20 protein-coding genes and 5 tRNA genes are annotated in these 25,436 nt (G+C 63.2%); 13 read left to right on the plus strand and 12 right to left on the minus strand.

Annotation, left to right across the window (positions count from 1 at the left end; genetic code table 11):
- Positions 1-110: 110 nt before the first annotated feature.
- The 5 genes from U0O11_RS12865 to U0O11_RS12885 all read right to left on the minus strand — a co-directional run bounded on the left by U0O11_RS12865 (position 111) and on the right by U0O11_RS12885 (position 6,666).
- On the minus strand, positions 111-2,036 hold the full coding sequence (locus tag U0O11_RS12865) for a dihydroxyacetone kinase subunit DhaK (RefSeq protein WP_324690413.1): 1,926 nt from the start codon (positions 2,034-2,036) through the stop codon (positions 111-113).
- Between the two features lie 315 nt (positions 2,037-2,351).
- Positions 2,352-3,602, minus strand: a complete 1,251-nt coding sequence (locus tag U0O11_RS12870) for a diguanylate cyclase domain-containing protein (RefSeq protein ID WP_324690414.1) — start codon at positions 3,600-3,602, stop codon at positions 2,352-2,354.
- A gap of 402 nt (positions 3,603-4,004) precedes the next feature.
- Positions 4,005-4,709, minus strand: coding sequence for a glutathione S-transferase (locus tag U0O11_RS12875; RefSeq protein ID WP_153636321.1), 705 nt, complete (start codon positions 4,707-4,709; stop codon positions 4,005-4,007).
- Positions 4,710-4,762: 53 nt separating this feature from the next.
- The gene (locus U0O11_RS12880; protein WP_306424366.1) at positions 4,763-5,050 is read right to left on the minus strand and encodes an HlyU family transcriptional regulator; all 288 of its coding nucleotides are present in this window, start codon (positions 5,048-5,050) and stop codon (positions 4,763-4,765) included.
- 350 nt (positions 5,051-5,400) lie between these two features.
- A complete protein-coding gene (locus U0O11_RS12885; protein ID WP_225348161.1) occupies positions 5,401-6,666 on the minus strand; it encodes an argininosuccinate synthase in 1,266 nt (421 codons plus the stop codon).
- A gap of 267 nt (positions 6,667-6,933) precedes the next feature.
- Here U0O11_RS12885 and rnt point away from each other — a divergent pair, with 267 nt between their 5' ends.
- Positions 6,934-7,629, plus strand: a complete 696-nt coding sequence (gene rnt / locus U0O11_RS12890) for a ribonuclease T (protein ID WP_054555724.1) — start codon at positions 6,934-6,936, stop codon at positions 7,627-7,629.
- A gap of 170 nt (positions 7,630-7,799) precedes the next feature.
- Here the strand turns inward: rnt and grxD are convergent, their stop codons facing one another.
- A complete protein-coding gene (grxD, locus tag U0O11_RS12895) occupies positions 7,800-8,132 on the minus strand; it encodes a Grx4 family monothiol glutaredoxin (RefSeq protein WP_043331357.1) in 333 nt (110 codons plus the stop codon).
- A 316-nt stretch (positions 8,133-8,448) separates the two neighbouring features.
- On the opposite strand from grxD, the gene argF reads away from it, so the two are divergent.
- Positions 8,449-9,366: an ornithine carbamoyltransferase gene (gene argF / locus U0O11_RS12900; RefSeq protein WP_043331358.1), complete on the plus strand. Its 918-nt coding sequence runs from the start codon at positions 8,449-8,451 to the stop codon at positions 9,364-9,366.
- A 146-nt stretch (positions 9,367-9,512) separates the two neighbouring features.
- Entirely contained in the window at positions 9,513-10,592 is a 1,080-nt protein-coding gene (locus U0O11_RS12905; RefSeq protein ID WP_054555527.1) for an ABC transporter ATP-binding protein, read from the plus strand.
- Between the two features lie 86 nt (positions 10,593-10,678).
- On the opposite strand, the gene U0O11_RS12910 is transcribed toward U0O11_RS12905, so the two are convergent.
- From U0O11_RS12910 to U0O11_RS12920, 3 genes are all read right to left on the minus strand, one after another.
- The gene (locus U0O11_RS12910) at positions 10,679-11,551 is read right to left on the minus strand and encodes an AraC family transcriptional regulator (protein ID WP_153636323.1); all 873 of its coding nucleotides are present in this window, start codon (positions 11,549-11,551) and stop codon (positions 10,679-10,681) included.
- Positions 11,552-11,830: 279 nt separating this feature from the next.
- Positions 11,831-11,906 (minus strand) — tRNA-Ala (locus U0O11_RS12915).
- Positions 11,907-11,980: 74 nt separating this feature from the next.
- Positions 11,981-12,056, minus strand: a tRNA-Ala gene (locus U0O11_RS12920).
- An 18-nt stretch (positions 12,057-12,074) separates the two neighbouring features.
- Here U0O11_RS12920 and U0O11_RS12925 point away from each other — a divergent pair.
- From U0O11_RS12925 to U0O11_RS12960, 8 genes are all read left to right on the plus strand, one after another.
- Positions 12,075-12,227, plus strand: coding sequence for a hypothetical protein (locus U0O11_RS12925; RefSeq protein ID WP_153636324.1), 153 nt, complete (start codon positions 12,075-12,077; stop codon positions 12,225-12,227).
- Between the two features lie 129 nt (positions 12,228-12,356).
- On the plus strand, positions 12,357-13,019 hold the full coding sequence (gene uvrY, locus U0O11_RS12930) for a UvrY/SirA/GacA family response regulator transcription factor (protein ID WP_043331360.1): 663 nt from the start codon (positions 12,357-12,359) through the stop codon (positions 13,017-13,019).
- Positions 13,020-13,318: 299 nt separating this feature from the next.
- Positions 13,319-15,352 carry an excinuclease ABC subunit UvrC gene (gene uvrC / locus U0O11_RS12935; RefSeq protein ID WP_277876241.1) on the plus strand — a complete coding sequence of 678 codons (2,034 nt, stop codon included), beginning with the start codon at positions 13,319-13,321 and terminating at the stop codon, positions 15,350-15,352.
- A 249-nt stretch (positions 15,353-15,601) separates the two neighbouring features.
- Positions 15,602-16,150 (plus strand): CDP-diacylglycerol--glycerol-3-phosphate 3-phosphatidyltransferase, encoded by a 549-nt coding sequence (gene pgsA / locus U0O11_RS12940; protein WP_043331361.1) that lies wholly within the window; start codon positions 15,602-15,604, stop codon positions 16,148-16,150.
- 156 nt (positions 16,151-16,306) lie between these two features.
- Positions 16,307-16,381 (plus strand) — tRNA-Gly (locus U0O11_RS12945).
- A 112-nt stretch (positions 16,382-16,493) separates the two neighbouring features.
- A tRNA-Cys gene (locus U0O11_RS12950) sits at positions 16,494-16,567 on the plus strand.
- A gap of 487 nt (positions 16,568-17,054) precedes the next feature.
- A tRNA-Leu gene (locus U0O11_RS12955) sits at positions 17,055-17,139 on the plus strand.
- Positions 17,140-17,482: 343 nt separating this feature from the next.
- Positions 17,483-17,935 (plus strand): STAS/SEC14 domain-containing protein, encoded by a 453-nt coding sequence (locus U0O11_RS12960; RefSeq protein WP_153636342.1) that lies wholly within the window; start codon positions 17,483-17,485, stop codon positions 17,933-17,935.
- 44 nt (positions 17,936-17,979) lie between these two features.
- Here U0O11_RS12960 and U0O11_RS12965 read toward each other — a convergent pair whose 3' ends face one another.
- The gene (locus U0O11_RS12965) at positions 17,980-19,413 is read right to left on the minus strand and encodes a hypothetical protein (protein ID WP_153636343.1); all 1,434 of its coding nucleotides are present in this window, start codon (positions 19,411-19,413) and stop codon (positions 17,980-17,982) included.
- Positions 19,414-19,677: 264 nt separating this feature from the next.
- On the opposite strand from U0O11_RS12965, the gene U0O11_RS12970 reads away from it, so the two are divergent.
- Together U0O11_RS12970 and U0O11_RS12975 are read left to right on the plus strand one after the other, a co-directional pair.
- On the plus strand, positions 19,678-21,408 hold the full coding sequence (locus U0O11_RS12970; protein ID WP_043331364.1) for a proline--tRNA ligase: 1,731 nt from the start codon (positions 19,678-19,680) through the stop codon (positions 21,406-21,408).
- A 175-nt stretch (positions 21,409-21,583) separates the two neighbouring features.
- A complete protein-coding gene (locus U0O11_RS12975; RefSeq protein WP_153636344.1) occupies positions 21,584-22,426 on the plus strand; it encodes a lytic transglycosylase domain-containing protein in 843 nt (280 codons plus the stop codon).
- Positions 22,427-22,567: 141 nt separating this feature from the next.
- On the opposite strand, the gene U0O11_RS12980 is transcribed toward U0O11_RS12975, so the two are convergent.
- The gene (locus U0O11_RS12980) at positions 22,568-24,127 is read right to left on the minus strand and encodes a phosphoenolpyruvate carboxykinase (RefSeq protein WP_153636345.1); all 1,560 of its coding nucleotides are present in this window, start codon (positions 24,125-24,127) and stop codon (positions 22,568-22,570) included.
- 309 nt (positions 24,128-24,436) lie between these two features.
- The gene (gene hslO, locus U0O11_RS12985; RefSeq protein WP_153636346.1) at positions 24,437-25,351 is read right to left on the minus strand and encodes an Hsp33 family molecular chaperone HslO; all 915 of its coding nucleotides are present in this window, start codon (positions 25,349-25,351) and stop codon (positions 24,437-24,439) included.
- Positions 25,352-25,436: the final 85 nt, after the last annotated feature.

Consider the following 25,436-nt stretch of genomic DNA (forward strand, 5'->3'; position numbering starts at 1 on the left):
GTTCATGGGGCGGGCCTTTTGCTTTATGGGGCTTTGGTTTTAGAGCTTTTTGGGGCTGGAGAGCTCAGACACCAGTCATTCGGGTCAACCAGCTCAGCCGGTCAATCACATCAGCCCGCCGCTTCCTCGGCAGCATCGGCCAGCGCTTCGAAGACACGCGCCACGGCTTCCGCGCCCGGGTCGCTGTTGCCGACCAGATGAGCGGAAGGCACGTAGGCGGAGCGTCCGGCCCGTGCCTTGGCCATCTCGGCGGTGGCATCCGCACCCTGACGGGCGGCGCGTGCCATCGCGGCCCAGTCGACACGACCGGCGCGTATCTTCTGCTGGCTCTCGGCCGGCGAGGCGGACTGATCACCCTGCTGATCAGGCTGCACCGATGCCTGCTTTTCAGACTGCACCGACGCTTGCAGGGCCTCCAATGCCGGCAATAGCGCATCCAGCAGGCTGCGGTCGCCGCGTGAGGCGCCGCCGTAATGCTGCATGCGGGCGACACCGTGACTCAGGGCGTCGTGCCAGCGATGGCCCAGTGGTGCCTGGCCATGCGCGTCCGACTGCTCCTTCCAGCGGGTGGCGGCGGCGGTGAACAGCGTCGAGAGCAGCACACCACTGGAGCCGCCCATGCCGTGGGCCAGCTGCTTGCCGATGGTGGTCATCAGCTCACCGGAATCGCCACACGCCAGCTCGCAGTCTTCCAGCGCCTCGATCACCGCGCGCGCACCGCTGGCGAAGGTGCTGCCGGTATCGCCGTCACCGCTGATGGCATCGAGGCGGTCAAGGTCCGCCTCACTGGCGAGCAGGATTTCCAGTGCCGCGCGCAGGCGTTGCTCGACCTGCGGATCGCCCGGCAGGCCGGCACGCGATTTCACGCCACGGGCGGCACGCTCCTGGCAGTCGGCCTTGGCCTGGGCACGTCTGGCATCCGAGGCCTCATCGCCGGCCGTTCTGGCGGCGTCCTGACTCGGCGTGAAGTGCGCCAGTGGCGTCACCGGCTGCACACCCGGCCAGGCGACCGGCGCGCAGCTGGCGCTCAGCGCCTCTTCCAGCAGGCTATCCAGCGGCAGCAGCGTCAGCGAGAAGCCGTGCATGTCCAGCGAAGTCATCAGCGGTTGCGGGCCGACCACGGCATGGATGCCCAACGCCTGCAGCGACGGATGGGTCAGCGCTTCTTCCAGCAGCAGGCTGCGTTCCAGCGCCGAGCAACCGCCCAGATCATTGATCAACAGCAGATGGCCGCTGGCCGGCAGGTCGCCGCCGACATCCTTGCGCGAATGGCCCTGCACCAGCGCCGTGACCACGGTGTCCATGACCGCATGCACGCCGTGGGTGTCCGAGTCGCTGCCAAGCTCGAGCGCCATGGCGCCCGGCTCGCCGTGAATGCCCAGCCCCAGTTCCGGTGCGCGTTGCTCACGCGGCTTGCCGGGATGGCGGCCGACATTGAAGGCCACGCCCAGGGTCGAACAGCTGTCGGCGACGCGCCGTGCGACGGCGGTGATTTCCTTGAGGCCCGCCCCACGTGCCGCCAGTGCACCGGTGACCTTGTGCACCAGCAGTGTGCCGGCCAGCCCGCGCGGCTGCGGGTTGTCGGGCAGCGCCACATCATCGGCGACGATGACCATCTCGACCTTGAAGCCTTCCTGGCGCGCCCGCTCGGCGGCCAGCCCGAAGTTGAGGCGATCGCCGGTGTAGTTCTTGACGATCAGCAAGGCCCCGGCCTCACCGGTCACTTCGCGGATCGCCGCCAGCACGGCGTCCACCGTCGGCGAGGCGAACAGCTCACCACACACGGCAGCCGTCAGCATGCCCGCGCCGACGAAGCCTGCGTGCGCGGGCTCATGCCCCGAGCCGCCACCGGATATCAGCGCGACCTGATCACGCGCCCAGTCATCGCGTACCACCAGGCGCATGCCACTGGCGGGGTCTGACAGCCGCACGCCACTGCCATCAGGGTGGCGCAGTCGTGCGCAGCCTTCCAGCGCCTCACCGACGACCTGGCGTGGCTGATTGATGAACTGTCGGCCAGACTCGCTGCTACTCATCCTTCTCTCCTTGAGGACACTCGCCCTGCTGATAAAGGCGGCACTTGAGGCCGCCGTTCATGCCTGTCTTGTGCCACGACGCTTCCATGACGCTCGGGGGCCTCGACTCATCCTGCCTTGCCGTTCCCCCCAGCGTCGTTCGCGACTTTGCCGGATGCAATAGTCATATCAGAAAATGATGGCATTCGCGCTGCAGCGTTGTGCCACGCCCGTCGATCGAGCGGCCTGAAAGACAAAAGCCCCCCGACGCCTGCGCGTGCGGGGGGGCTTGGAATGTCGGGAGCCAGCGGGAAGCGGGCTTGCTTGTCATGCGAGTCACCTTTCCTCCTTGGCCCTGGCATCGGCAGACTCGGAATAAGCAGACACGCTATCGCCACGCTCGGTATCGGCAGGCTTGGTATCGGCAGGCTCAGTACCGGCAGACTCAGCACTGGCAGGCTCGGTACCGGCAGAAGCTGCCTGCTGCCTCGGCGGCGACTGGGAGGCTGGCGCGGGCCTTGATGTCGGCGCGGGCTGTGGGTGCAGCCAGGAAGGCAGGCGACTGGCGGGGGCTTCCAGATTCGAGGCCTGGAAATCGCAGTCGGAGTACTCCACCGGCGTGTGCACCCTGAAGCCATGCTTGCCGTGGTGCTTGACCCGGTACATCGCCTGATCGGCCCGTTCCAGCGCCAGCCCGAAGCGATTATCGGCATCGCACCCGAAGCAGATGCCGATACTCAGGCCGATGCGGCCGAGGCCACCGCTGATCTCGAGGGGATGCGCGAAGCGCTCCAGCCAGCGACGGGCGATATGTTCGACACGCGGCAGTGACATGCGGGGCAGCTGAAAGAGGAATTCATCGCCGCCGAAACGCGCCGAGAGATGATGATGGATGCCCAGTCGATGCAGCTCATCGTTCAGGCCATGCGCGACCAGCACCAGCACTTCGTCGCCGGCACGATGGCCGAACTGGTCATTGACCTGCTTGAAGCCGTCGAGGTCGATGAAGATCAAGGCACTGTCATCGGCCAGCGGTCGCTGATGCCAGCTGTTGATGGCCTGACGATTGGCAAGGCCCGTCAGGGCATCGGTGCTGGCCAGCGCATTGAGCCGCGATTCGTAGTCCTTCTCATGACTGATGTCGGTATGCGTGCCCAGCAGGCGCAGGGCATTGCCGTGCTCATCGCGTTCGACCACCCGCCCGCGGTCGGCGACCCAGGTGATGCTGCCGTCGCGGGCCAGCATGCGATGCACGACCTGATAGACCTCGGTGCGCCCCTCAAGGTGATCATTGAGGTTAGCGAGCACTTCGTCGCGGTCTTCCGGGTGCAGGTGCTCACGCCAGACATCGAAATGGGCGTTCAGTTCGCCGGGCTGATAGCCCAGCATGCGCCCCCAGCGATAGTTGAAGATGGTGAGCTTGCCGCTGGGCACTTCGAGCTGCCAGAGGCGCAGGCCGGTACCGTCGAGCGTCGTCGACAGTTTCTCTTCCAGCCCCGCTAGTCGGCGTTCAAGGCGAGCCTTGTCGCGTTCCATCTGCTGGAGTGCTTGTTCCAGTGATTGTTCACGCAGACTCTTGCGTGCCATGCCAGGCCCCCGGTCGACTCCTTGTCCTGCATCCTGTTTATCCATCGGCACCACGGTGGACTCCCCACTCGCTTGCCGATGCATCGCTCACGGTCTTGTGTTCTGTCTTGTCGCTCTGTGTTGCGGTGTTCTTCCGCCTGTCGTGCCTGGCGTCCTAGGCGCTTCGCTGCCCAGCCCGGTGACTGGGCGGTTGTCACCCGCTCGAGGTCAATAAGCACTAACTGTAGCTTAGATACCTAAAACAGAACCTATCGATATAACGTCCAGATGTGACAGCCCGAATGCCGAAAGAATCCCGACGAAAGTCTAAATCACATCAATAGCGCAAAAATGCGCAAGCCATATGATATTTGCGCATCGCGCCCGAGCATCAGGTCATCAGGGCGCAAAAGCATCAGCGCGTCAGAGCGCCAGCTCGCCGCCCTTGGCCACGGCGCGCTGAAAGGCCTCGCGCTGACGGATGCGGGCCAGCCATTCCTGGATATTCGGGTGATTCTTGAGCCCCTGGCGCGCATCGAGCGCCTGGATCGGGAAGCTCATCTGGATATCGGCACCGGTCAGCGAGTCGCCGGCAAGCCACTGGCGATGCTCGAGACAGGTATCCATGTAGGCGAGATGCGCCTTGATCTCCGGACTGATGAAGCTGTCGTTCACCCCCTTGGCCAGCTTGCGCGCGATCGGGCGCACCAGCCACGGCACCGGCGGCTTGTCGAGACGCGAGAACACCAGTCTGAGCATCAGCGGCAGCATCGCCGAGCCTTCGGCGAAGTGCAGCCAGAAGCGGTAGTCACGCTCGGCCTGGCTGCCGGCGGGCGGGCGCAGATGGGCAGTGCTGCCGCTGCCCTGGCCGGCGTACAGATCGATCAGGTATTCGATGATCGCACCGGACTCGGCGACCACCACCGGCTCGGCATTCTCTCCCGCCAGCGTGGTGTCGGTGATGATCGGCGCCTTGCCCAGTGGGTGAATCTCCTTCAGCGCCTTGGGCGCACGCATGCTGTTGCTGTCGCGGGCATAGGTCTGCAGACGGTATTCAAGATTCAACTCTTCCAGCAGCCACAGGATGCGCTGCGAGCGCGAGTTTTCCAGATGGTGAACCGTGATCATAGGCGTGCTCCTGAAGGTGGGGGCAAGTGCGCAGCGGTCAGCTCCGGGGGCGATCAGCGCTCGAAGATGCTGTCACCCAGGTCATCGATGGTGCGCTTCGCCTTGAGCAGGGTCAGCTCCACGGCGCCCTCTTCGCCCGGCACGGTGTCGGAGCGCTCGAAGCGGTGCTCCAGCATCTCGCCGCCTTCCACCGGCTTGCGGATCACGCCCGACACCCGGTATTGACCATCGTGCTTCTGCGGCATCGCCACGATCAGATAGCCCTTGTATTCGGTGGCTTCCGGTTCCTTGACCGGCGCAGGCTCGCCTGCGGCAAACAGTTTCTTCAGCATACCCAGCATGAGACATCTTCCTTGGCCGGCCGCCATGACAGACGCCGGCGATCTACGTGCAGAAATGACAATGAAAAGGGGCTTCTGTCAGCATCGCATGCACCCACGGGGGAGAAAAGCGCTCAGCAACGCCCCTGAGCGCCATGCGTGCCCTGGATGAGCAGCACCTCATCAGACGAAAGCGCGCCCGGCTCTGGTAGCCGACAGCGCGACTGACTCTGGCCGCCTAAAGCGCGATACGACAGCCGGATAACGTAGCACCGACAACCGGATAGCACGACGCCGACCCCTATGGCAGCGAATGGCTGCAGCAGGGGCCGGCGTCATGGTGTTCCGAGATCAGGCTATCGGATCAGAGATTACTCGATGCCACGTCCCTTGCTGGCCGCGATACGCAGGCGCAGGGAGTTCAGCTTGATGAAGCCGGCAGCATCTTTCTGGTCGTAGGCGCCCGCATCATCTTCGAAGGTCGCGATGGACGCATCGAACAGCGAGTCTTCGGACTGACGGCCGACGACGATCACGTTGCCCTTGTAGAGCTTGAGACGCACGACGCCGTTGACGACCTTCTGGGACTCATCGATGGCCGCCTGCAGCATGCGACGCTCCGGGCTCCACCAGTAGCCGTTGTACACCAGCTCAGCGTACTTGGGCATCATCTCGTCCTTCAGGTGGGCCGCTTCGCGGTCCAGAGTGATGGATTCGATGGCACGGTGAGCACGCATCATGATGGTGCCGCCCGGTGTTTCGTAGCAGCCACGCGACTTCATGCCGACGTAACGGTTCTCGACGATGTCGAGACGGCCGATGCCGTTGGCGCCGCCGACCTTGTTCAGGTACTCGAGCACTTCGTGAGCGGCCATTTCCTTGCCGTCGATGGCAGTGATGTCGCCCTTGGTGTAGGTCAGATCGATGTAGGTCGCGTCATTCGGCGCCTGCTCCGGGCTGACGCTCCAGCGCCACATCTCTTCTTCGCACTCGGTCCACGGGTCTTCCAGCACGCCACCTTCATAGGAGATGTGCAGAAGGTTCGCGTCCATGGAGTACGGAGACTTCTTCTTGTTCTTGGCGTAGTCGACTTCGATACCGTGCTGCTCGCAGTATTCCATCAACTTCTCGCGGGAGTTCAGGTCCCACTCACGCCACGGCGCGATGACCTGGATGCCCGGCTTCAGCGCGTAGGCGCCCAGCTCGAAACGCACCTGGTCGTTGCCCTTGCCGGTCGCGCCGTGAGAGATGGCGTCGGCGCCGGTCTCGTTGGCGATCTCGACCAGACGACGCGCGATCAGCGGACGTGCGATGGAGGTGCCCAGCAGGTACTCGCCTTCATAGATGGCGTTGGCACGGAACATCGGGAAGACGTAATCGCGGACGAAGGTCTCGCGCAGGTCTTCGATGTAGATCTCCTTCACGCCGAGGGCTTCTGCCTTGGCACGCGCCGGCTCGACTTCCTCGCCCTGACCGAGGTCAGCTGTGAAAGTCACGACTTCACAGTTGTAGGTTTCCTGCAGCCACTTGACGATGACTGAAGTGTCCAGGCCGCCGGAGTAGGCGAGAACGACCTTTTGCACGTCGGACATGCTTGACTCCTGAGTTGATGCTTGTAGTTCCCGCGTACCACTGATGAACGCCGTGGCCGCAGGTGGGGTTGGATCGCCCGGTCCAGACGAGCGAAGGCCGCGCAAGCGCAGCCGCTCATCTACCCGAATCACGATGTGACGCCGATTATAGCGAGGCTGGCACCTCACCGATACTGCCAGGAGGGCCAGAGACACCCCGGCACGCGGCCAGCGCCGCGACGCGCCCTTTTCGCCCTGCTACAATTGGCCACCTTGAGCGTCGGCAATACGCACGACGCAGCACGAGATGCTATGACGGGATTGGAGATCTTGATGACCCAGGCGAGCGAGCGCACGCAGATGGCACAGCGCTTCCGTGGCTTTCTGCCAGTGGTGGTCGACCTCGAGACGGGTGGTTTCAATGCCGCCGGTGATGCACTGCTCGAGATCGCTGCCGTCACGCTGACCATGGACGACGATGGCAACATGGTGCCGGATGCGACCTATGCCTTCCACGTGGCCCCCTTCGAGGGCGCCAACATCGAACAGTCGGCACTGGATTTCACCGGTATCGATCTCGACAACCCGGTGCGCAAGCAGGTCGCGGTGGCCGAGAATCAGGCGCTGGGCGAGATCTTCAGCCCGGTGCGCAAGGCCATCAAGGCGCACGGCTGCACGCGTGCGGTGCTGGTCGGCCACAATGCGGCCTTCGATCAGGGCTTCCTGAACGCGGCGGTCGAGCGTTGCGGTATCAAGCGCAATCCGTTCCACCCGTTCTCGTGCTTCGATACCGCTTCGCTGGCGGGTCTGGTCTATGGCCAGACGGTGCTGGCGCGCGCCTGCCGCGCCGCCGGCATCGAGTTCGACAACGCCTCCGCCCACTCGGCGCGTTATGACACCGAACGCACCGCGGAGCTGTTCTGCGCGATGGTCAACCGCTTCAAGGACCTGGGCGGCTGGGACCTGGCGATGAAGGAACAGGGCATGAATGATGAGGTGCCGGCCTCGCTCGACGCGCCCGCGCCCTGACTGGCAGAGCTTCTGACGGCCAGACATGAAAACGCCCCCGCAGCCAGGCTGCGGGGGCGTTTTTTCTGCTCGGCACTGCTTGGCTCAGAGCGAGCCTGATCAGAGCAACTCCTATCAGAAGATGCGGATCAGTGGGTGCCGATCAGAAGGAGCCGATCAGAAGGAGCCGATCACTCGGCAGACGCTTCCTGAGCGGCCTGCTTGATCAGCGGCTCCAGTTCGCCGCTCTGGTACATCTCGACCACGATGTCGCAACCGCCGACCAGCTCGCCGTTGACCCACAGCTGCGGGAAGGTCGGCCAGTTGGCGTATTTCGGCAGCTCGGCGCGGATGTCCGGGTTGTCGAGAATGTTGACGAAGGCGAAACGCTCGCCGCAGGACATGACGGCCTGCACGGTCTGCGCAGAGAAACCACACTGCGGCAGCTGCGGGGTGCCCTTCATGTACAGGAGGATCGGGTTCTCGCCAATCTGCTTTTCGATCGATTCGATGGTAGTGCTCATGTGCAATCCTCGGACGGTGGGCGCAAGGCCCGTGAGTGTCATTCCCTCATTCTACTGGGGGTAAGCCATGAATTCAGCCCCCGATAGTGCCCGAGTTGTGGATTGCTGTCTGCAGCAGCGCGCATCGGCCCTGCAGCACGCGCCATGGCCGCGCTGATAACGGCGTGAGCGTTGCACGCTCGAGCCGAGCTGGCTAGGATGGCTCTTTTGACAGGCAGCGCCATCCGGGCGCCGTGATCGTCGGCGACTTCCTTCCCTCCGACGCATGGCGCCCTTTTCGATGGTGCTGCCCGAGACCCTGACAGGAGCCCGCTCGATGGCCACCCGGCACTTTCTGACCCTGCTTGACCTTTCTCCGGAAGAACTCGACTACCTCATCCAGCGCGCCATCACCATCAAGGATGGGCTGAAGAAGGAAGGTCCGGTCTATACGCCGTTCGCCAACCGCACCCTGGCGATGATCTTCGAGAAGTCCTCCACGCGTACCCGCGTGTCCTTCGAGACGGCCATGGCGCAATTCGGTGGCCATGCGCTGTTCCTGTCGCCGCGCGACACCCAGCTGGGCCGTGGCGAGCCGATCGGCGACACCGCCCGCGTGCTCTCCGAGATGGTCGATGGCGTGATGATCCGCACCTTCGCCCACTCCGATATCGAAGCCTTCGCCGACGCCTCCAGCGTGCCGGTCATCAATGCGCTGACCGATGACTATCATCCGTGCCAGCTGCTGGCCGACGTGATGACCTGGACCGAATGTCGTGGCTCCGTGAAGGGCAAGACAGCGGTCTGGATCGGCGATGGCAACAACATGTGCCATTCCTGGATCAACGCCGCGCGTCAATTCGATTTCAATCTGCGCATCTGCTGCCCGGAAGGCTACGAGCCGGACAGCGAGATCGTCGCGGCGGCTGGCCAGCGCGTCAGCATCCATCGCGACCCGCAGCAAGCCGTGCAGGGCGCGGACCTGGTGACCACCGATGTCTGGGCCTCCATGGGCCAGGAAGAAGAGCAGCTCAAGCGTGAAGCCGACTTCGCCGGTTTCCAGGTCGATGAAGCCATGCTCGACAAGGCCGCTGACGATGTCATCTTCCTGCACTGCCTGCCGGCACACCGCGGCGAAGAGATCAGCATGGGCCTGCTGGATGACCCGCGCGCCGTCGTCTGGCAGGAAGCGGGCAATCGCCTGCACGCCCAGAAGGCACTGCTCGAGTTCCTGATGCTGGGTCGCCAGGACTGAGCCTCAAGGCTGAGCCGCCGCCCAGCAAGCCGAAGGGGTGCCCTGCCGCCGCCTGCATCCACGCAGGCGGCGCTCGCGTATGCTCAAGCGAGACGGACACTCCCCTGCTCCGCTGCCTTCATCGCCATCCGGACTGACCTGCCATCATGCAACCGCTCCTTCAGATCGATTCGCTGGAATGTCGCTACGACACTACCGTCGTGACCCGTGACATCAATTTCTCCCTCAACAAGGGTGACATTGCCTGCCTGCTCGGCCCCTCCGGCTGCGGCAAGACCACGCTGCTGCGCGCGATTGCCGGCTTCGAACCGGTAGCGATGGGCGAGATTCGTCTCGAAGGCGAGGTGCTGTCCAGCGCGACTCATCTGACTGCGCCGGAGCAGCGCCATGTCGGCATGGTCTTTCAGGATTACGCGCTGTTCCCCCACCTGAGCGTGGCGGACAACGTGGCCTTCGGCGTGCGCCGCATGACCCGTGAAGCGCGCAATGACAAGGTGACGGAGCTGCTGACGCTGGTCGGCCTCGCCCATCTCGGCGAGCGCTTCCCGCATGAGCTGTCCGGTGGCCAGCAGCAGCGCGTGGCCCTGGCCCGCGCGCTGGCGCCGGAGCCGCGCATTCTGCTGCTCGATGAGCCGTTCTCGAATCTGGACGTGGAGCTGCGTCGTCAGCTGAGTCAGGAGGTGCGGCGGATTCTCAAGCACCTTGGCATCAGCGCGGTGCTGGTCACGCATGATCAGAATGAGGCCTTCGCGATGGCCGACCAGATCGGCGTGATCCACGGCGGTCATCTGCAGCAGTGGGACACGCCGTTCAATCTGTATCACGAACCCGCCACGCGCTTCGTCGCCAACTTCATCGGCCAGGGCTATTTCATCCCCGGCACGCTGAAGGACAACGAATGCGTGAGCACGGAGCTGGGCGTGATTCGCGGCAACCGTGCCTATCCGTATGCGCCCGGCACGCCGGTGGATGTGCTGCTGCGCCCGGATGACCTGGTGCTGGCCGAAGGGGATTCGGAAGCCACCGATCTCAAGGCACGCGTGCTCAGCGCGACCTTCGCCGGTACCAGTACCCTCTATAGGCTGGCGCTGCCTTCCGGACGGGAAGTCGAGGCGGCCTTCAACAGCCATCACGACTATCAGCCCGGCGAGCAGGTCATGCTGCGTATCCAGGCCGATCACCTGATCCTCTTCGAGCGTGTCGAGGAGAGTGAAGCGGTGCTCTAGCGCCTGCGCGCAGGATGATCGCCAGCCATGAAAAAACGGCCTCCTTTCGGATGGCCGTTTTTTCTTGCCCCGCTGGTGGCGTGTCGCTATTTGAACTGACTCCATTGCTTGGGCGACTGCCCGTACAGACGCTTGAATTCGCGACTGAATTGCGAGGAGCTCACATAGCCCACGGCCATGGCCGCCTCGCTGACGGTCTTGCCATTGGCGATCTGCATGGCGGCGGTATTGAGGCGCATGGACTTCACGAACTGGATCGGCGACATCGTGGTCGCCTGCTTGAACTTGCGGTGGAAGACGGCGCGACTCATGCCGACCCGCCCGGCCATGTCTTCAATGCTGACCGGCTCATCCAGTCGGCTGGACAGGTAATCGATTGTCCGCGCGATCTCATTGCCCACACCGAAGGCACGTCGCGCCGACTCACCGGCCTCGCCCTTCAGGACGGCGTAGTAAAGCTCCCGCAGCCGCCCTTCTCCCAGTATCGCCGCATCGGCGGGGCTCTGCGCCACCTGCAGCAGCCGCAACAAGGCATCGCTGAAGGCGGCGTCCCAATGCGCCAGGGCAAGCCCGGGCGGCAGCGGGCCGCGGGCCGACTTGCGCACGAGGCCCGCGGCGCTTTCCATCTCGATGGCAAGCTCCGTCATTACCCGCGTGTCCAGCGAGAGGTAGACGCCCAGCAGCGGTGTCTCTGGCGAGGCCGTGGGGGCGCCCGCCTCGACCGGCATCGAGATGGGACAGCACAGATACTGACGGCTGTCATAGACATGCCGCTCGCCGTCCAGTATCGCCTCCTTGGCACCGCTGACGATCACCACCACGGCGGGTTCATAGATGGCCGGCGCGCAACGCACGGGCTCCGTCATGCGAAAGAGCTGCACGCCCTTCACTGCGGTCTCTCGAATGCCTTCCTCGTGGGCGAGACTCGCCACGAGTCGTGTGATCTCTTGTCTGCTCATGTCGCCAATCTAGCGCCATGCCTGCCTCTCATCAACAACTTGAGACGATCAGGCAACGAATGCAGGTAATTTCAGCCGATCTCGAGTCTGAGTGAGATTTATCGTCCATTTCTGTCAGTATTGGCAGACTCGGGCGCCGCCGGCTATATATGTGAAGCAGACAGGGTCGAGCTGCAAACAGGGGCATGCTGACAGGGGCGAGCTGCAGAAAGGAACGAGCTGAAAGCCGGGCACAAAAAAAGCGGCCACCCCGAAGGATGACCGCTTTTTCAATAATTCTGGTGGAGCCTAGCGGGATCGAACCGCTGACCTCAACACTGCCAGTGTTGCGCTCTCCCAGCTGAGCTAAGGCCCCGAATCAGACTGTCATTTCGCATGTCACTTGCAGGCAAGAGGCACATGAAATCTGGACAGGCTTGTCGTGAATCATGGTGGAGCCTAGCGGGATCGAACCGCTGACCTCAACACTGCCAGTGTTGCGCTCTCCCAGCTGAGCTAAGGCCCCGTCTTCACGATGGAGCGCATGTTACAGAGCGACGAATACGTCGTCAACCTCTTATTTTTGCTGCGCTTTGTGGAGCGCGCGAAGTCTGAGGATCACATCGCGGAGCACGGTTTCCCGCAGGGGCTCGCTCACGGACTCACGGCCGACGACAAGGAGCAGGAATCACGCTAGCACTATATCAGTAGTGGTTATCCTGAACGCGACGCACTGGATGACAGGGCATCGACAAGCCCTTGTCCAATGGGTACATTGGATCCCGCATTCACTTCACTGCTTATTGACATCTTTACTGGAGCCGCCTTGATCAAGGTTCTTGTCGCTGACGACCACCACCTGGTGCGTACCAGCATCGTCCGTACCATTGAGCTAGAGGATGGGCTCAAGGTGATTGCAGAAGCCTCGGATGGCGAAACCGCGATCAAACTCTGCCGTGAGCACAGCCCGGATATCGTGCTCATGGACATTCGCATGCCCGGCGTCGATGGCCTGGAAGCCACACAGAAGATCGTGCGCAGCCTGCCCGACGTCAGAGTCATCGTGCTGACCGCCTATCTGGAAGAGTCCTTCGCCAAACGCCTGCTGGAAGCGGGAGCCTTCGGCTTCATCTCCAAGGGCACGCCCTTTGACGAGATGATTCGCGCCATCCATCAGGTGGCCGCTGGCGAGCGCTATCTGTCCCCGGAAATCGCCCAGCGCCTGGTGTTCTCGGGCATGGACACCCAGCGCAGCAATCCCTTCGATCAGCTGTCGAGCCGAGAACTGCAGGTGGCGACGATGATCGTCAATTGCCATCGCGTCAGCGAGATCTCGGACCGCCTGCACCTGAGCCCGAAGACGGTCAACACCTACCGCTATCGCATCTTCGACAAGCTTGGCGTGACCAGCGACGTGGAGATGACGCATCTGGCCATGCGTCACCAATTGCTGGATGACTACGTGCTGGACCGTCCTGACGAGGCCTGAGCAAGCACACCTTGCTCGCCCGTCACACACTGCAGGCCCGCGCTGCTCGTAACACTCCCGAGCAGCGCCGACAACGCCTCATACAACAACGCCACCTTCCCCGGGTGGCGTTGTTGTATGAGGCGTTTCTGTCTGGAACGTTCATGCATGAGGCGTTTCTGTCTGAGATGTTCGTGAATGGCACGCCCTCACAGACGCGGCCATGACAGCAGGCATTGCAGCATGGCCCTGTTGCCCCCATGCCTGCGAGCAATCGCCCTTGTTTGATAGACTCGAGGCATCTCTGGACGAGGAACCTCATGGCCAAGCAGCACACTGATCCCACGATGACGGACACCACTTCTCAGTCGCCCGAGAATGAGGAGCCGGCAGGCACCGCCAGCCAGCCTGATGCCCAACCTACGTCCTCAGCGAGCGCGCAGGCTGACAGCCGCGCACGCAGCGACGCCGCGCGTGTCTCCAGCCGCCTGATCACCAGTGACGCGAGCAGTGATCTGCTGCAGGGCAGCGAGGCGACTGGCTTCGATGCCCGCCATTTCCTCAAGCATGTCAGCGACGCGCCCGGTATCTATCGCATGCTGGATAGCGCCGGTGACGTGCTGTACGTGGGCAAGGCCAAGCGCCTCAAGGCGCGCCTCTCCAGCTATTTTCGCAATACCGGCCTGAATGCCAAGACCCAGGCGCTGGTCGGGCGCATCGCCGATGTGCAGGTCACCATCACGCGCAGCGAGACCGAGGCCCTGCTGCTGGAGCAGACCCTGATCAAGGAGCTGCGCCCGCCCTACAACATCCTGCTGCGTGACGACAAATCCTACCCTTACGTCTTCATCAGCCAGCATCACGACTATCCGGCGCTGGAGTTCAAGCGCGTGCGCCACAAGCGCAATGACGGACGCTATTTCGGCCCCTACCCGAGCAGCGTTGCGGTACGCGAATCACTGACCCTGATGCAGAAGATCTTCCGCCTGCGCAATTGCGAGGATTCGGTGTTCGCCCACCGCGATCGCCCGTGCCTGCAATATCAGATCAACCGCTGCACCGCGCCGTGTGTCGACTACATCAGCAAGCAGGATTATCGCCGCGACATGGAACATGCGGTGATGTGCCTGAACGGCCAGAGCGACAAGGTCACCGACGAGCTCAGCCAGGCGATGGAAGACGCGGCCATGAGGCTGGAATTCGAGGAAGCGGCCCGCCTGCGTGATCAGGTCGCCCAGCTGCGCCGCATGCAGGAGAAGCAATACGTCGACACCGGCACCGGCAACGCCGACATCCTGGCGCTGGCCGAGCGCCCCGGCGGGCTCTGCATCAGCGTGGTCTCGGTCCGTCAGGGTCGCATGCTCGGCGCACGCCACTTCTCGCCGGGCAATGGTCTGGACCTGACCAGCAGCGAGCTGCTGACCAGCTTCGTCAGCCAGTACTATCTCGGCCAGGACAGGGAGATGCCCGATGAGGTGCTGACCTCGCTGGCCCTCGATGACGCCAACCTGCTGGAAGGCGCCTTGAGCGAGAAGGCCGAGCGGCGGGTACGGGTCGCGCATCAGGTGCGCGGCCATCGCGCCCAGTGGCTGACATTGGCGCAGACCAACGCCGAGCAACATCTGGCCACCCAGCTGGCCAGCCGCCAGCAGCTGTCCAACCGCTTCCTGTCGCTGCGCGATGCGCTGGGACTCGATGAGGTACCCAAGCGCCTGGAATGCTTCGATATTTCCCACAGTCATGGCGAGGCGACCGTGGCCAGCTGCGTGGTCTTCGATCATGACGGGCCGATCAAGTCGGATTACCGGCGCTTCAATATCGAAGGCGTGACGGCCGGCGATGACTACGCCGCCATGCAACAGGCACTGACGCGGCGCTTCAAGCGCCTGCAGGAAGGCGAAGGCAAGCGCCCGGACATCCTGCTGGTCGATGGCGGCAAGGGGCAGCTCAACATGGCGCGCGGGGTGTTCGAGTCACTCGGCGTGACCGATATCATCCTGCTCGGGGTAGCCAAGGGCACCACGCGCAAGGCAGGGCTCGAGACGCTGTTCATCGAGACGGTGCACGACACCCTGGACCTCGACAGCCACTCACCGGCGCTGCACTTGATCCAGCATGTGCGCGATGAATCGCACCGCTTCGCCATCGCCGGTCACCGCGCCAAGCGTGACAAGGCGCGGCGCACCTCAAGCCTGGAGGGCATCGCGGGAGTCGGCCCCAAGCGGCGCCGCGAGCTACTCAAGTTCTTCGGCGGCCTGCAGGGGGTGAAACAGGCCTCCAAGCCGGAACTGGCGCGCGTGCCCGGCATCAGCGAATCGCTCGCCGAGCTGATCCATCAGGCGCTGCATGGCTGATCCACCAGGCGCTGCATGGCTGCCCCCGTGCACGACATGGCTGCCTCTGGCACCATCGACTCAACGCTCAAGGAAGAGTGACAGAGCGTTGGCTTGAATAACCTGCCGTTTGGCATGGCTGAATGCGCCGCCGGCAGGCTAGAATAGACGACTTGTGCGGCGCCAATCGATCGGCTTTCTTCAGGGTCTCGACTCGCCCTCGATTGCGCCCAGCCACCTACGCTTCATGCAAGGACTCGTGCCGTCACGATGAGCATCCCCAATATCCTGACTCTGATCCGCATCCTGTTCATTCCGCTGCTGGTGGTATGTTTCTATCTGCCTTATGCATGGAGCCTGCCGTTGACGGCGCTGCTCTTCGCACTGGCCGCCATCACCGACTGGTTCGATGGCTATCTGGCCCGCCTGTGGAATCAGACCACGCCCTTCGGCGCCTTCCTGGACCCCGTCGCCGACAAGCTGATGGTCGCGGTGGCACTGGGCCTGCTGATCGAACGCTACGACAGCCTGTGGATGACCATCCCGAGCCTGGTCATCATCGGTCGCGAGATCGTCATCTCGGCGCTGCGTGAGTGGATGGCCGAGATCGGCAAGCGCGGCAGCGTCGCGGTGTCCTGGGTCGGCAAGCTGAAGACGGCTGCCCAGATGCTGGCCCTGTTCATGCTGCTGTTCTTCGCTCCGGGCAGTGTCGGGGGGGATGCCGGCCTGGCCCTGCTGTATATCTCGGCAGCGCTGACGCTGTGGTCGATGATCAGCTATCTGCGTGCCGCCTGGCCGGAACTGGTGCGCTCGGTCTGACACCCCGTTCAGCCACGAGACGCTGCGAATGCCTCAACGCCCACCGCCCCTGTGGCCGGTGGGCGTTTTCGTTTCCAGTGACCTGACTCGCGAGACAATTTTTCATTAACTGTTTGACAGCATGGGAATTATCCGTATAATTCGACCTCGAGTTCAGCGGGAATAGCTCAGTGGTAGAGCACAACCTTGCCAAGGTTGGGGTCGCGAGTTCGAATCTCGTTTCCCGCTCCAGTAACACAGGTAGCGCAACATTCACCTGATTTACTGACTCATGTATCTGCAGCAGCATCAGTGGATACTCCTCGGATCAGACATCAGTTTCGACTGACATCTCGATCATTGAGGCTGGATGGCAGAGTGGTCATGCAGCGGACTGCAACTCCGTGTACGCCGGTTCGATTCCGACTCCAGCCTCCATTTCAGATACCGAAACATCCCCTGTTTCCCTCTGGAATGGATTTGACACCCACCCCCTTCGGGTCGTCACACTTCCCTTACTTGTTTCGATTTACATTGCTGCAACCCTGACGCTTTTTCGCTTGGTTATCGTCTGATCTACGCCTTGCCAAGCCATTGCCTTGCCACATCATTTCTCTGTTTTCATCTGTCCGTGATTCTGACAGTGTTCCGGCACCCGTCAGCGACTTCCCCTGTGCGCCTTCGCGCTTGCTACTGACTATCTGTTGCCCCGCCCCTCTCCACCGCGCGCCTTTTCGCGTCGCTTGCCGCGATCATGCCGGGTGAAAAGCGCTCTGCTTTCCCTCCTCAATGTCAGCGCTCACGATAACCACAGACCGTCGCAATTTCATTGCATAACAGTCAGTTAAATCACGCATTCAGTAGAGTGTCATCGCCATTAAAGTTGACCTTGATCTGAAATATGATAAGTTATGCGCCAGTCTGCGCGGCCATGGTGGAATCGGTAGACACCGGAGACTTAAAATCTCCTGCCTTCGGGCGTGCCGGTTCGAGTCCGGCTGGCCGTACCAGATCAAGCAAGCACCATACTGAATTCAAGAGCGCCGCTCCTCTCACGAGGGGCGGCGCTTTTTCATGTCTGTCACTTTTCATGTCTGTCACTTTTCATGTCTGATAAATTTCGAGCCTGTCACTTTTCAAACCTGAACACAGCTCCGCTCGTCATGCCTCGCGCGGCCAGACGTCGAGAGAGGTAACCGTTGCTGGCAGCTCCTCGACAGGAACAGTACCGACAATCGCCTGGCCAGACGCCAGCAAGCTGCTTACATGCGACTACACTGAAGAGGTAGCGACGCCAGCGCTGGCTTCCAGCACGGCTCGCCCAGCCAACATGCATCAGTGCAGGAGCCAAACATGCTGACACTGCTCAAGAGTCCCGCCGATCACGTTGTCGCCCTGCATCTCGCAGGACATATCGATCAGGCCTCGCTCGCCCCCATCATCAAGGAATGCGACGAACGCCTGGCGCGCCATGAGCGAATCTCGTTGCTGGTGGAGATTGAACGCTTTGGCCTGATCACACCCGCCGCCCTGCTCAATGACATCGGCTACGCCCTGCGCCACCTGGGAGACTTCGAGCGCGAAGCCATCATCAGCAAGGCCGACTGGCTGCGTCATGTCACCGAGTTCAGCAAGCATCTGGTGCGTTCCATCGAGGTGCGCCACTTCTCGCCCGACGAGCGCGAGGCTGCCTATGCCTGGGTCGCCGAGCCACCGCGTGGTGGCTCTGGCATCGGTGCTGGTGCCAATAAAGCCCCCGCCGGCCGTGATGCCCAGACCCCAGCGGCGAAACGCCAACAGGCCTGAAGCACCCGCCATCGAGTGAGCCCCCAAAACGCCCTGCCACCGCCTCATGGCAGGGTGCGCGTCTGCACCAATCCCGCCAGCAACAGCGCTCCCATCGAAACCGCCCAGAGCGTCATCGCGCGCTCCACTTCCGCTCGCTCTGCACAGCGCAGCAGCTGGAAGACCGTGACCAGGGGCAGCATGTAGCGCGTCTCGATCAGCTCACGCGTGCAGACCATCAATGCAAGCATCACCAACAGCAGGCCACCATGCCCCAGCCGCAGCGGTGCTCTCAGCCACCAGAGCGCCATGCTGGTGGTCAGCAGCATGGTCACCCACAGCCCCACCGGGTGCTCATTGAGCCATAACAGCCAGCTGTTGCGGATCGTCCAGCGCTGGAAATTGTAGTCATGCGTCACCTCAAAGCTCATCACCAGCATGACCCACACACCCGCCAGCGCCCCCAGCAGCAGAATGCCCCGCCATGGCCAGGCACCCCGGGTGCACAGACGGCATAGCAGATGCCGCTGACGCGGCAAGTCGGCCAACCACAACGGCAGAAACACCACGCCGATCACGCCCAGGTAATAGCCGAGATTGCCGGTGTGCCAACCGGCCTGATGACGCGTGGTATCGCCCATGGCAATGCCGTCGTTCCAGACGACAAACCCGATGAAGGCGGCCACTGGAATCACGGCCACCCACCACCAGCGCACGATCAGGCCCCACCAGACGGAAAGCTGACGCAACGGCGAGCGCAGCGGTGGTGCCATGCCGACAGCCTGCGACCGAACCCCTGGCTGCGCATGCGTCATGAACAGCAACAGACCGCCCCACAGCCCGAGCAGCACGATACTGTCCTGTCGCAAGCCGAGGCCGGCCAGGATCAACACCAGCAACAGCAGACGCCGCTCACACACCAGCGCGACGAGCTGCAGCGCGACCAGCACGATGATCCACGGGTCGGTATACACCAGCGCCAGATAGGGAAAGATGATCGGCAGCCATAGCCACTGCCAGCTCTGACGATTCGCCTGTTGCTGGGCGCCGCTCTCATCGAGCATGGGGTCCAGGCGCCGATAGACGCTCGGCAGCGCCCGCCAGACCATGCACGCCATGACACTGAAGCCGAGCAGCGACAGGCCCCGCACCCAGTTCACCGAGGGCATTTCAGGCCAGCGCCCGGCCATGGCGTCAGCCGCGAGGGGAAGATTGAGCCACTCCCCCAAGGTCTGGAGTGCCATCAGCGTCACCGCCATGGTGGCGTGATACAGGGTCAGGGTGGTCAGCTTGGGATGCTGGCTCCAGTCGCCGGCGAGAAACTGGCGAATCTGCGCGAAATGCACTCCCTCATCGACGAAAGGGATCGGCAGGCGAAGGCTCACCAGCCACAGGGAAACGCTCAGGCACGCCCCCAGTGCGAGCAACGCCAACCCCACCTTCAAGGGCCAACGATGTCTGGCGCGCGCGTATCCCATGCGCTGATCGAGTGACGACATATCCTTGTCTCCTTGTCAGGTCTCCCTGAGAAAGCCGTTCACGGCCCTCTCCAAAGGGAAATCCCGTGTCACCAGTATCGGCAGGCGGGCGCGGATTTTCCAGTCTGGCCATGCACTTTGCCCCTCCAAGGCTCGCGGCAGTACAATGCGCTCAGTCTGCTTCGCTGATACGCCTGTAAAAGGCGTGCCGAAGACCTGCCTGTTCATGCTTCGCGACTGCGAAGCGTACCGATCAAAGCGACAAGTCGAGGGATCGCTGAGCCCATGCGTGCCAGTCAACTGCTGATTTCCACTCTCAAGGAAACCCCGTCCGACGCCGAAGTCGTCAGCCACCAGCTGATGCTGCGGGCCGGTTTCATCCGTCGCCTGACCTCCGGCCTCTACACCTGGATGCCACTGGGCCTGCGCACGCTGCGCAAGGTCGAGCGCATCGTGCGTGAAGAGATGGACCGCTCCGGCGCCCAGGAACTGCTGATGCCAGCCGTGCAGCCAGCCGAGCTGTGGCAGGAGTCCGGTCGCTGGGAGCAGTACGGCCCCGAGCTGCTGCGCGTCGTTGACCGTCACCAGCGCGACTACTGTGTCGGCCCGACCCACGAGGAAGTCATCACCGACCTCGCACGTCGTGAGCTGAACAGCTACAAGCAGCTGCCGGCCAACTTCTACCAGGTCCAGACCAAGTTCCGCGACGAGATTCGTCCGCGCTTCGGTGTGATGCGCTCACGCGAGTTCGTGATGAAGGATGGTTACTCCTTCCACCTGGGCGAAGAATCCCTGAAAGAGACCTATCAGGTGATGTACGACACCTACGTGCGCATCTTCACGCGCCTGGGTCTCGACTTCCGTCCCGTCATCGCCGACAACGGCTCCATCGGTGGCACCGGCTCCCACGAATTCCACGTGCTGGCCGCCTCCGGTGAAGACGCCATCGCCTTCTCCACCGGCTCCGATTTCGCCGCCAACATCGAGAAGTGTGAAGCGCTGCCGGCACCGCTGGGCGAGACGCCTGAGCGCGCGGCACCGACCCAGGAGATGCAGCTGGTCGACACGCCGAACGCCAAGACCATCGCCGCGCTGGTCGAACAGCACGGCCTGGACATCAAGAAGACCGTCAAGACGCTGATCGTCAAGGCGGCCGAAGGCGTCGAAGGTGGTCTGATCGCACTGATGGTGCGTGGCGACCACGAGCTGAACGAGATCAAGGCCGAGCACCTGCCGCAGGTCGCCGAGCCGCTGACCATGGCCAGCGACGAGGAAGTGCGCGCCGCCGTCGGTGCTGGTTTCGGCTCCCTCGGTCCGGTCGGCCTCGAGATGCCGATCATCATCGATCGCAGCGTCGCGCTGATGAGCGATTTCGGTGCCGGTGCCAACATCGAAGGCAAGCACCACTTCGGCCTCAACTGGGAGCGCGATCTGCCGCTGCCGGAAATCGCTGATATCCGTAACGTCGTCGCCGGTGATCCGTCACCGGACGGCCAGGGCGTGATCGACATCGCACGCGGTATCGAGGTGGGTCACATCTTCCAGCTCGGCACCAAGTACTCCGAAGCCATGAACGCCACCGTGCTCGACGAGAACGGCAAGGCGCAGCCGCTGTCCATGGGCTGCTACGGCATCGGCGTGACCCGCGTGGTCGCCGCTGCCATCGAGCAGGGCAACGACAAGGGCGGCATCGTGCTGCCGGAAGCCATCGCGCCCTTCCAGGTCGCCATCGTGCCGATGAACGCCCACAAGTCCGTGCGCGTCAGCGAGACTGCCGAGCGCGTCTATCAGGAGCTGACCGCCGCCGGTTACGACGTGCTGCTGGATGATCGTGATCTGCGCCCGGGCAACAAGTTCGCCGACGGCGAGCTGCTGGGCATTCCGCATCGCCTGGTGATCGGTGACCGCGGTCTCGACAATGGCGAGTACGAGTACAAGGGTCGCACCGATGGCGAAGCGACCATGATCGCCGTCGACAGCCTGCTGGACTTCCTGGCCGAGCGCAGCGCGAGCTGAACTCGAGCAGCCTGAGCCACTGGCTCACGGCTGACGCTATCGCAGTACCCAAGACAGCCCGCTCCTCTTCTCGAGGGGCGGGCTGTCTCGTTATCTGCCTTCCTAGAACATCCCATTACCGTCAACGCCGCGGTAACGGCATAATGGCGCCATGACTGATAAGCAGGGACTGCGCATGACCATCTCATCGATTTCCCCTTCAGCGCCGCCCGCAAAAGGCGCTGCAGGTGACACCCCACTTCGCCGCCTGCGCCCGTGGCTGGCCGCTGTCCTGCTGACGTTGAGCGCCGCGTCTACCGGACTGACAAGCCCCCCTGTGCAGGCCGCCGCCGCTATCCCCGAGCATGGGCTATCGCCGGGGCTGCGTGACAGCCTGCGCGAGGCCTTGGCCGAGCCCGAGGCCTTCGAGGACCCCATCGATGCCCTGCACTGGGTATTGAGCATGCAGCAGCGTCTGGAGCGCTACATGCCCGACCGCGCCGCGCGCATCGACCTGCTGCGCAAGGTGCGCCGCGAAGCGACGCGCACAGGCCTGGCGCCGGAGCTGATCCTGTCCGTCATCCAGGTCGAGAGCGCCTTCAAACCCACCGCGGTCTCCCACGCAGGTGCCCGCGGCCTGATGCAGGTCATGCCGTTCTGGAAGCGTGAGATCGGCGAGCCCGACGACAATCTGCTCGATCAGGACACCAGCCTGCGTTACGGCGCCACCATCCTTGCCCACTACCTCAAGCGCGAGAAAGGCGACATCACCGATGCGCTGGCACGCTACAACGGCAGCCTCGGCAAGACCTGGTACCCGGAGCGGGTGATGCGCGCCTGGACCACCCGCTGGTGGTATCAGGCGCCGGCACCCTTCGTCGCCGAACGCACGCCCGAAGGCCTTGTCGACACCGCTGACGAAGACGCGTCACGACGCGCCGAGACCAGCAGCACTGAGCCAGGCCAGGAACCGCTCGCCGCCGAGGACACCTTCGACGGCCCTGCCAACCGCTCGCTGGCCGCCGGCGGCAGCCCCTGACAGGCCCGACAGCGCCTGACAGACCCGACAGCAGGTGATGACAGCAGCTGTTGACGAGAAAAGCAGCAGACACGAAAAAGCCTCGCCCGGAACACCGGGCGAGGCTTTTTGCTTACCGCTTGCGATCAATCCCGCTGATCGTCAGACCAGGGTCGGGCCTGCCGCGATGATCGCCTCATCCACGCCGGCGAACTTCTTGAAGTTCTCGACGAACTTGGCTGACAGGTCACGCGCCTTGCTGTCGTAGGCGGCGCGGTCTTCCCAGGTCTCACGCGGGTCGAGCAGGCTGGAATCGACGCCCGGCACGCGTACCGGCACATCCAGGTTGAGCACGTCGATGTGACGCGTCTCGATGTCCGCCAGCGCACCGTTCTGGATCGCGCTGATGATGCCGCGCGTGGTCGGGATGGAGAAGCGTGAGCCGCCCTCACCGTAGGAGCCACCGGTCCAGCCGGTGTTGACCAGGTAGACGCGTGAGCCGAAGGCATCGATGCGCTTGATCAGCAGGTCGGCGTATTCACGTGCCGGACGCGGGAAGAACGGCGCGCCGAAGCAGGTGGAGAAGGTGGCTTCGAGACCGGCGGTGGAGCCCATCTCGGTAGAGCCGACCTTGGCGGTGTAGCCGGACAGGAAGTGGTAGGCCGCGGCCTGCTTGCTGAGCACGGACACCGGCGGCAGCACGCCGGACATGTCGCAGGTCAGGAAGACGATGGCATTCGGCTCGCCGGCACGGTTTTCCGGCACGCGCTTCTCGATGTGCTCCAGCGGGTAGGCGGCACGCGAGTTCTGGCTCAGACTGTCATCGCCGTAATCCGCGCCACGACGATCATCCAGCACCACGTTTTCCAGCACGGCACCGAACTTGATCGCGTTCCAGATCACCGGCTCGTTCTTCTGGGACAGGTCGATGCACTTGGCGTAGCAGCCGCCTTCGATGTTGAAGACGGTGCCTTCGCCCCAGCCATGCTCGTCATCACCGATCAGGTAACGCGCCGGGTCGGCGGACAGGGTGGTCTTGCCGGTGCCGGACAGGCCGAAGAACAGCGTGGTCTCGCCGTCGTCACCGACGTTGGCGGAGCAGTGCATCGGCAGCACGTCCTTTTCCGGCAGCAGGAAGTTCTGCACCGAGAACATGGCCTTCTTCATCTCACCGGCGTAACGCATGCCCGCCAGCAGGACGCGGCGACGCGCGAAGTTGATCAGCACGACGCCGTCGGAGTTGGTGCCATCACGCTGTGGCTCGCAGGTGAAGTGCGGCGCGTTGAGGATGGTCCACTCGCTCTTGTCCTTGGCATTGAAGCTGTCCGGACGCACGAACATGGTACGCGCGAACAGGTTGTGCCAGGCCGTCTCGGTGGTCACGCGGATCGGCAGGTAGTGCTCGAGGTCAGCGCCGACATGCAGCTCGGAGACGAAGCTGTCGCGCTCGCCGAGGTAGTCCTCGACGCGTTCCCACAGGGCGTCGAAACGCTCCGGGCTGAACGGGCGATTGACGCTGCCCCAGTCGATGGCGTCCGAGGTGGACGGCTCGTCGACGATGAAGCGGTCGTTCGGGGAGCGTCCGCTACGGGCGCCCGTCTCCACGACCAGCGCGCCGTTGTCGGCCAGACGTCCTTCGCCGCGAGCCACTGCCAGCTCGATCAGCTCTGCGCTGCTGAGATTGGTGTGAGTGGTCACCGCACTGTCTTGATGCTTGCTCATTCGCGTCTCCGCGGCTCAGGGCCGCCCTCTCTCTTGATGGCTGAAGCCAGATGCCCGAGGTACATGCCACAGGCTTATTTTGTGATCGATCGTTGCTGCCCGATCGCGCATGACGGCATGCCATGACACCGTCGATACCACCAGCACAGGGCATCCGGCCCTGTGCTGGCAAGGCATTATGGCAAAAAGGGTGTCGGGCGGAAACGCCCATTGTTGCAACACTTTGGCGCAGTCGCCGTCGCCTGACGGACGACGATATGTCAGACAATCATCATCCCCGTGGCCAGCCGCCGGCGCGTCGGGAAATGCTCAATGCACGACGGGGCTTTCGGCGTCAGGATCTTCGATGATCGTTTCCACTTCCGCGGCACTGAAGGAATAGCGGGTATGGCAGAAGTGACACTGGGTGGCCAGCTCGCCCTGCTCGGCGACGATCTGACGCAGCTCGTCGGCGGCGATGCTGTGCAGGGCAGCGCCCAGACGCTCGCGCGAACAGGTGCAGCCGAAACGCAGCGCCTTGGGTTCATAGATGCGCACGGTTTCTTCGTGATAGAGACGATGCAGCACTTCCTGCTGGTCCAGCGTCAGCAGCTCCTCGGCCTTGAGGGTCTCGGCCAGATGCACGACGCGCTCCCAGGCATCCGGGTCCTTGTTGGCGTCATCGTTGGGCAGCTGCTGCAGCATCACGCCGCCGGTGCGCTTGCCATCGGCCATCAGCCACAGGCGGGTCGGCAGCTGCTCTGACTGGCTGAAGTAGCTCTCCAGACAACCGGCGAGGCTGTCCTGATCGATGGCCACGATGCCCTGATAGCGCTTGCCTTCACGCGGGTCGAGGGTGATCACGATCTGCCCCTGGCCGACCAGCTCCTGCAGGCTGGACTCTTCCGTCGGCAACACCGCTTCATCGCTGAGGCGTGCGATGGCGCGCAGCTCACCGCCGGGGTTCGACTCGGCCATCAGCTGGCGCACGACACCGGTGCCGCGCACTTCCAGCGTCATGGTGCCATCGAGCTTGATGGTCTCGGTCAGCAGCGCCACGGCCGCCAGCATCTCGCCCAGCTGGCGCGAGATGGCCTGCGGGTAGGAGTGACGATCGAGCACCTCGGCGTAGGCCTTGTCGAGTGTGACGATCTCGCCACGCACGTTGGTGGCATCGAACAGGAAGCGCTGGATCTGATCGAAGCTCGGCGCGGCCGCATCGTCAGTGGAATGGGAATCTTGCATGTCGTGTTCGCTCATTGAGGGACCTCAAGGCAGGCGTGAAGGGAGAGCGCACAAGCGCTCCCATGTCAGGCCGCCAACAACGATG

The organism is Cobetia sp. D5 (genome assembly GCF_035666195.1).
Taxonomy (GTDB): domain Bacteria; phylum Pseudomonadota; class Gammaproteobacteria; order Pseudomonadales; family Halomonadaceae; genus Cobetia; species Cobetia amphilecti.

Bases quoted from the DNA above. Each gene is read 5' to 3' on its own strand.
- U0O11_RS12865 (WP_324690413.1), bottom strand. From the start codon at position 2,036: ATGAGTAGCAGCGAGTCTGGCCGACAGTTCATCAATCAGCCACGCCAG.
- U0O11_RS12870 (WP_324690414.1), bottom strand. From the start codon at position 3,602: ATGGCACGCAAGAGTCTGCGTGAACAATCACTGGAACAAGCACTCCAG.
- U0O11_RS12875 (WP_153636321.1), bottom strand. From the start codon at position 4,709: ATGATCACGGTTCACCATCTGGAAAACTCGCGCTCGCAGCGCATCCTG.
- U0O11_RS12880 (WP_306424366.1), bottom strand. From the start codon at position 5,050: ATGCTGGGTATGCTGAAGAAACTGTTTGCCGCAGGCGAGCCTGCGCCG.
- rnt (WP_054555724.1), top strand. From the start codon at position 6,934: ATGACCCAGGCGAGCGAGCGCACGCAGATGGCACAGCGCTTCCGTGGC.
- grxD (WP_043331357.1), bottom strand. From the start codon at position 8,132: ATGAGCACTACCATCGAATCGATCGAAAAGCAGATTGGCGAGAACCCG.
- argF (WP_043331358.1), top strand. From the start codon at position 8,449: ATGGCCACCCGGCACTTTCTGACCCTGCTTGACCTTTCTCCGGAAGAA.
- U0O11_RS12905 (WP_054555527.1), top strand. From the start codon at position 9,513: ATGCAACCGCTCCTTCAGATCGATTCGCTGGAATGTCGCTACGACACT.
- U0O11_RS12910 (WP_153636323.1), bottom strand. From the start codon at position 11,551: ATGAGCAGACAAGAGATCACACGACTCGTGGCGAGTCTCGCCCACGAG.
- U0O11_RS12925 (WP_153636324.1), top strand. From the start codon at position 12,075: ATGTTACAGAGCGACGAATACGTCGTCAACCTCTTATTTTTGCTGCGC.
- uvrC (WP_277876241.1), top strand. From the start codon at position 13,319: ATGGCCAAGCAGCACACTGATCCCACGATGACGGACACCACTTCTCAG.
- pgsA (WP_043331361.1), top strand. From the start codon at position 15,602: ATGAGCATCCCCAATATCCTGACTCTGATCCGCATCCTGTTCATTCCG.
- U0O11_RS12960 (WP_153636342.1), top strand. From the start codon at position 17,483: ATGCTGACACTGCTCAAGAGTCCCGCCGATCACGTTGTCGCCCTGCAT.
- U0O11_RS12965 (WP_153636343.1), bottom strand. From the start codon at position 19,413: ATGTCGTCACTCGATCAGCGCATGGGATACGCGCGCGCCAGACATCGT.
- U0O11_RS12970 (WP_043331364.1), top strand. From the start codon at position 19,678: ATGCGTGCCAGTCAACTGCTGATTTCCACTCTCAAGGAAACCCCGTCC.
- U0O11_RS12975 (WP_153636344.1), top strand. From the start codon at position 21,584: ATGACCATCTCATCGATTTCCCCTTCAGCGCCGCCCGCAAAAGGCGCT.
- U0O11_RS12980 (WP_153636345.1), bottom strand. From the start codon at position 24,127: ATGAGCAAGCATCAAGACAGTGCGGTGACCACTCACACCAATCTCAGC.
- hslO (WP_153636346.1), bottom strand. From the start codon at position 25,351: ATGCAAGATTCCCATTCCACTGACGATGCGGCCGCGCCGAGCTTCGAT.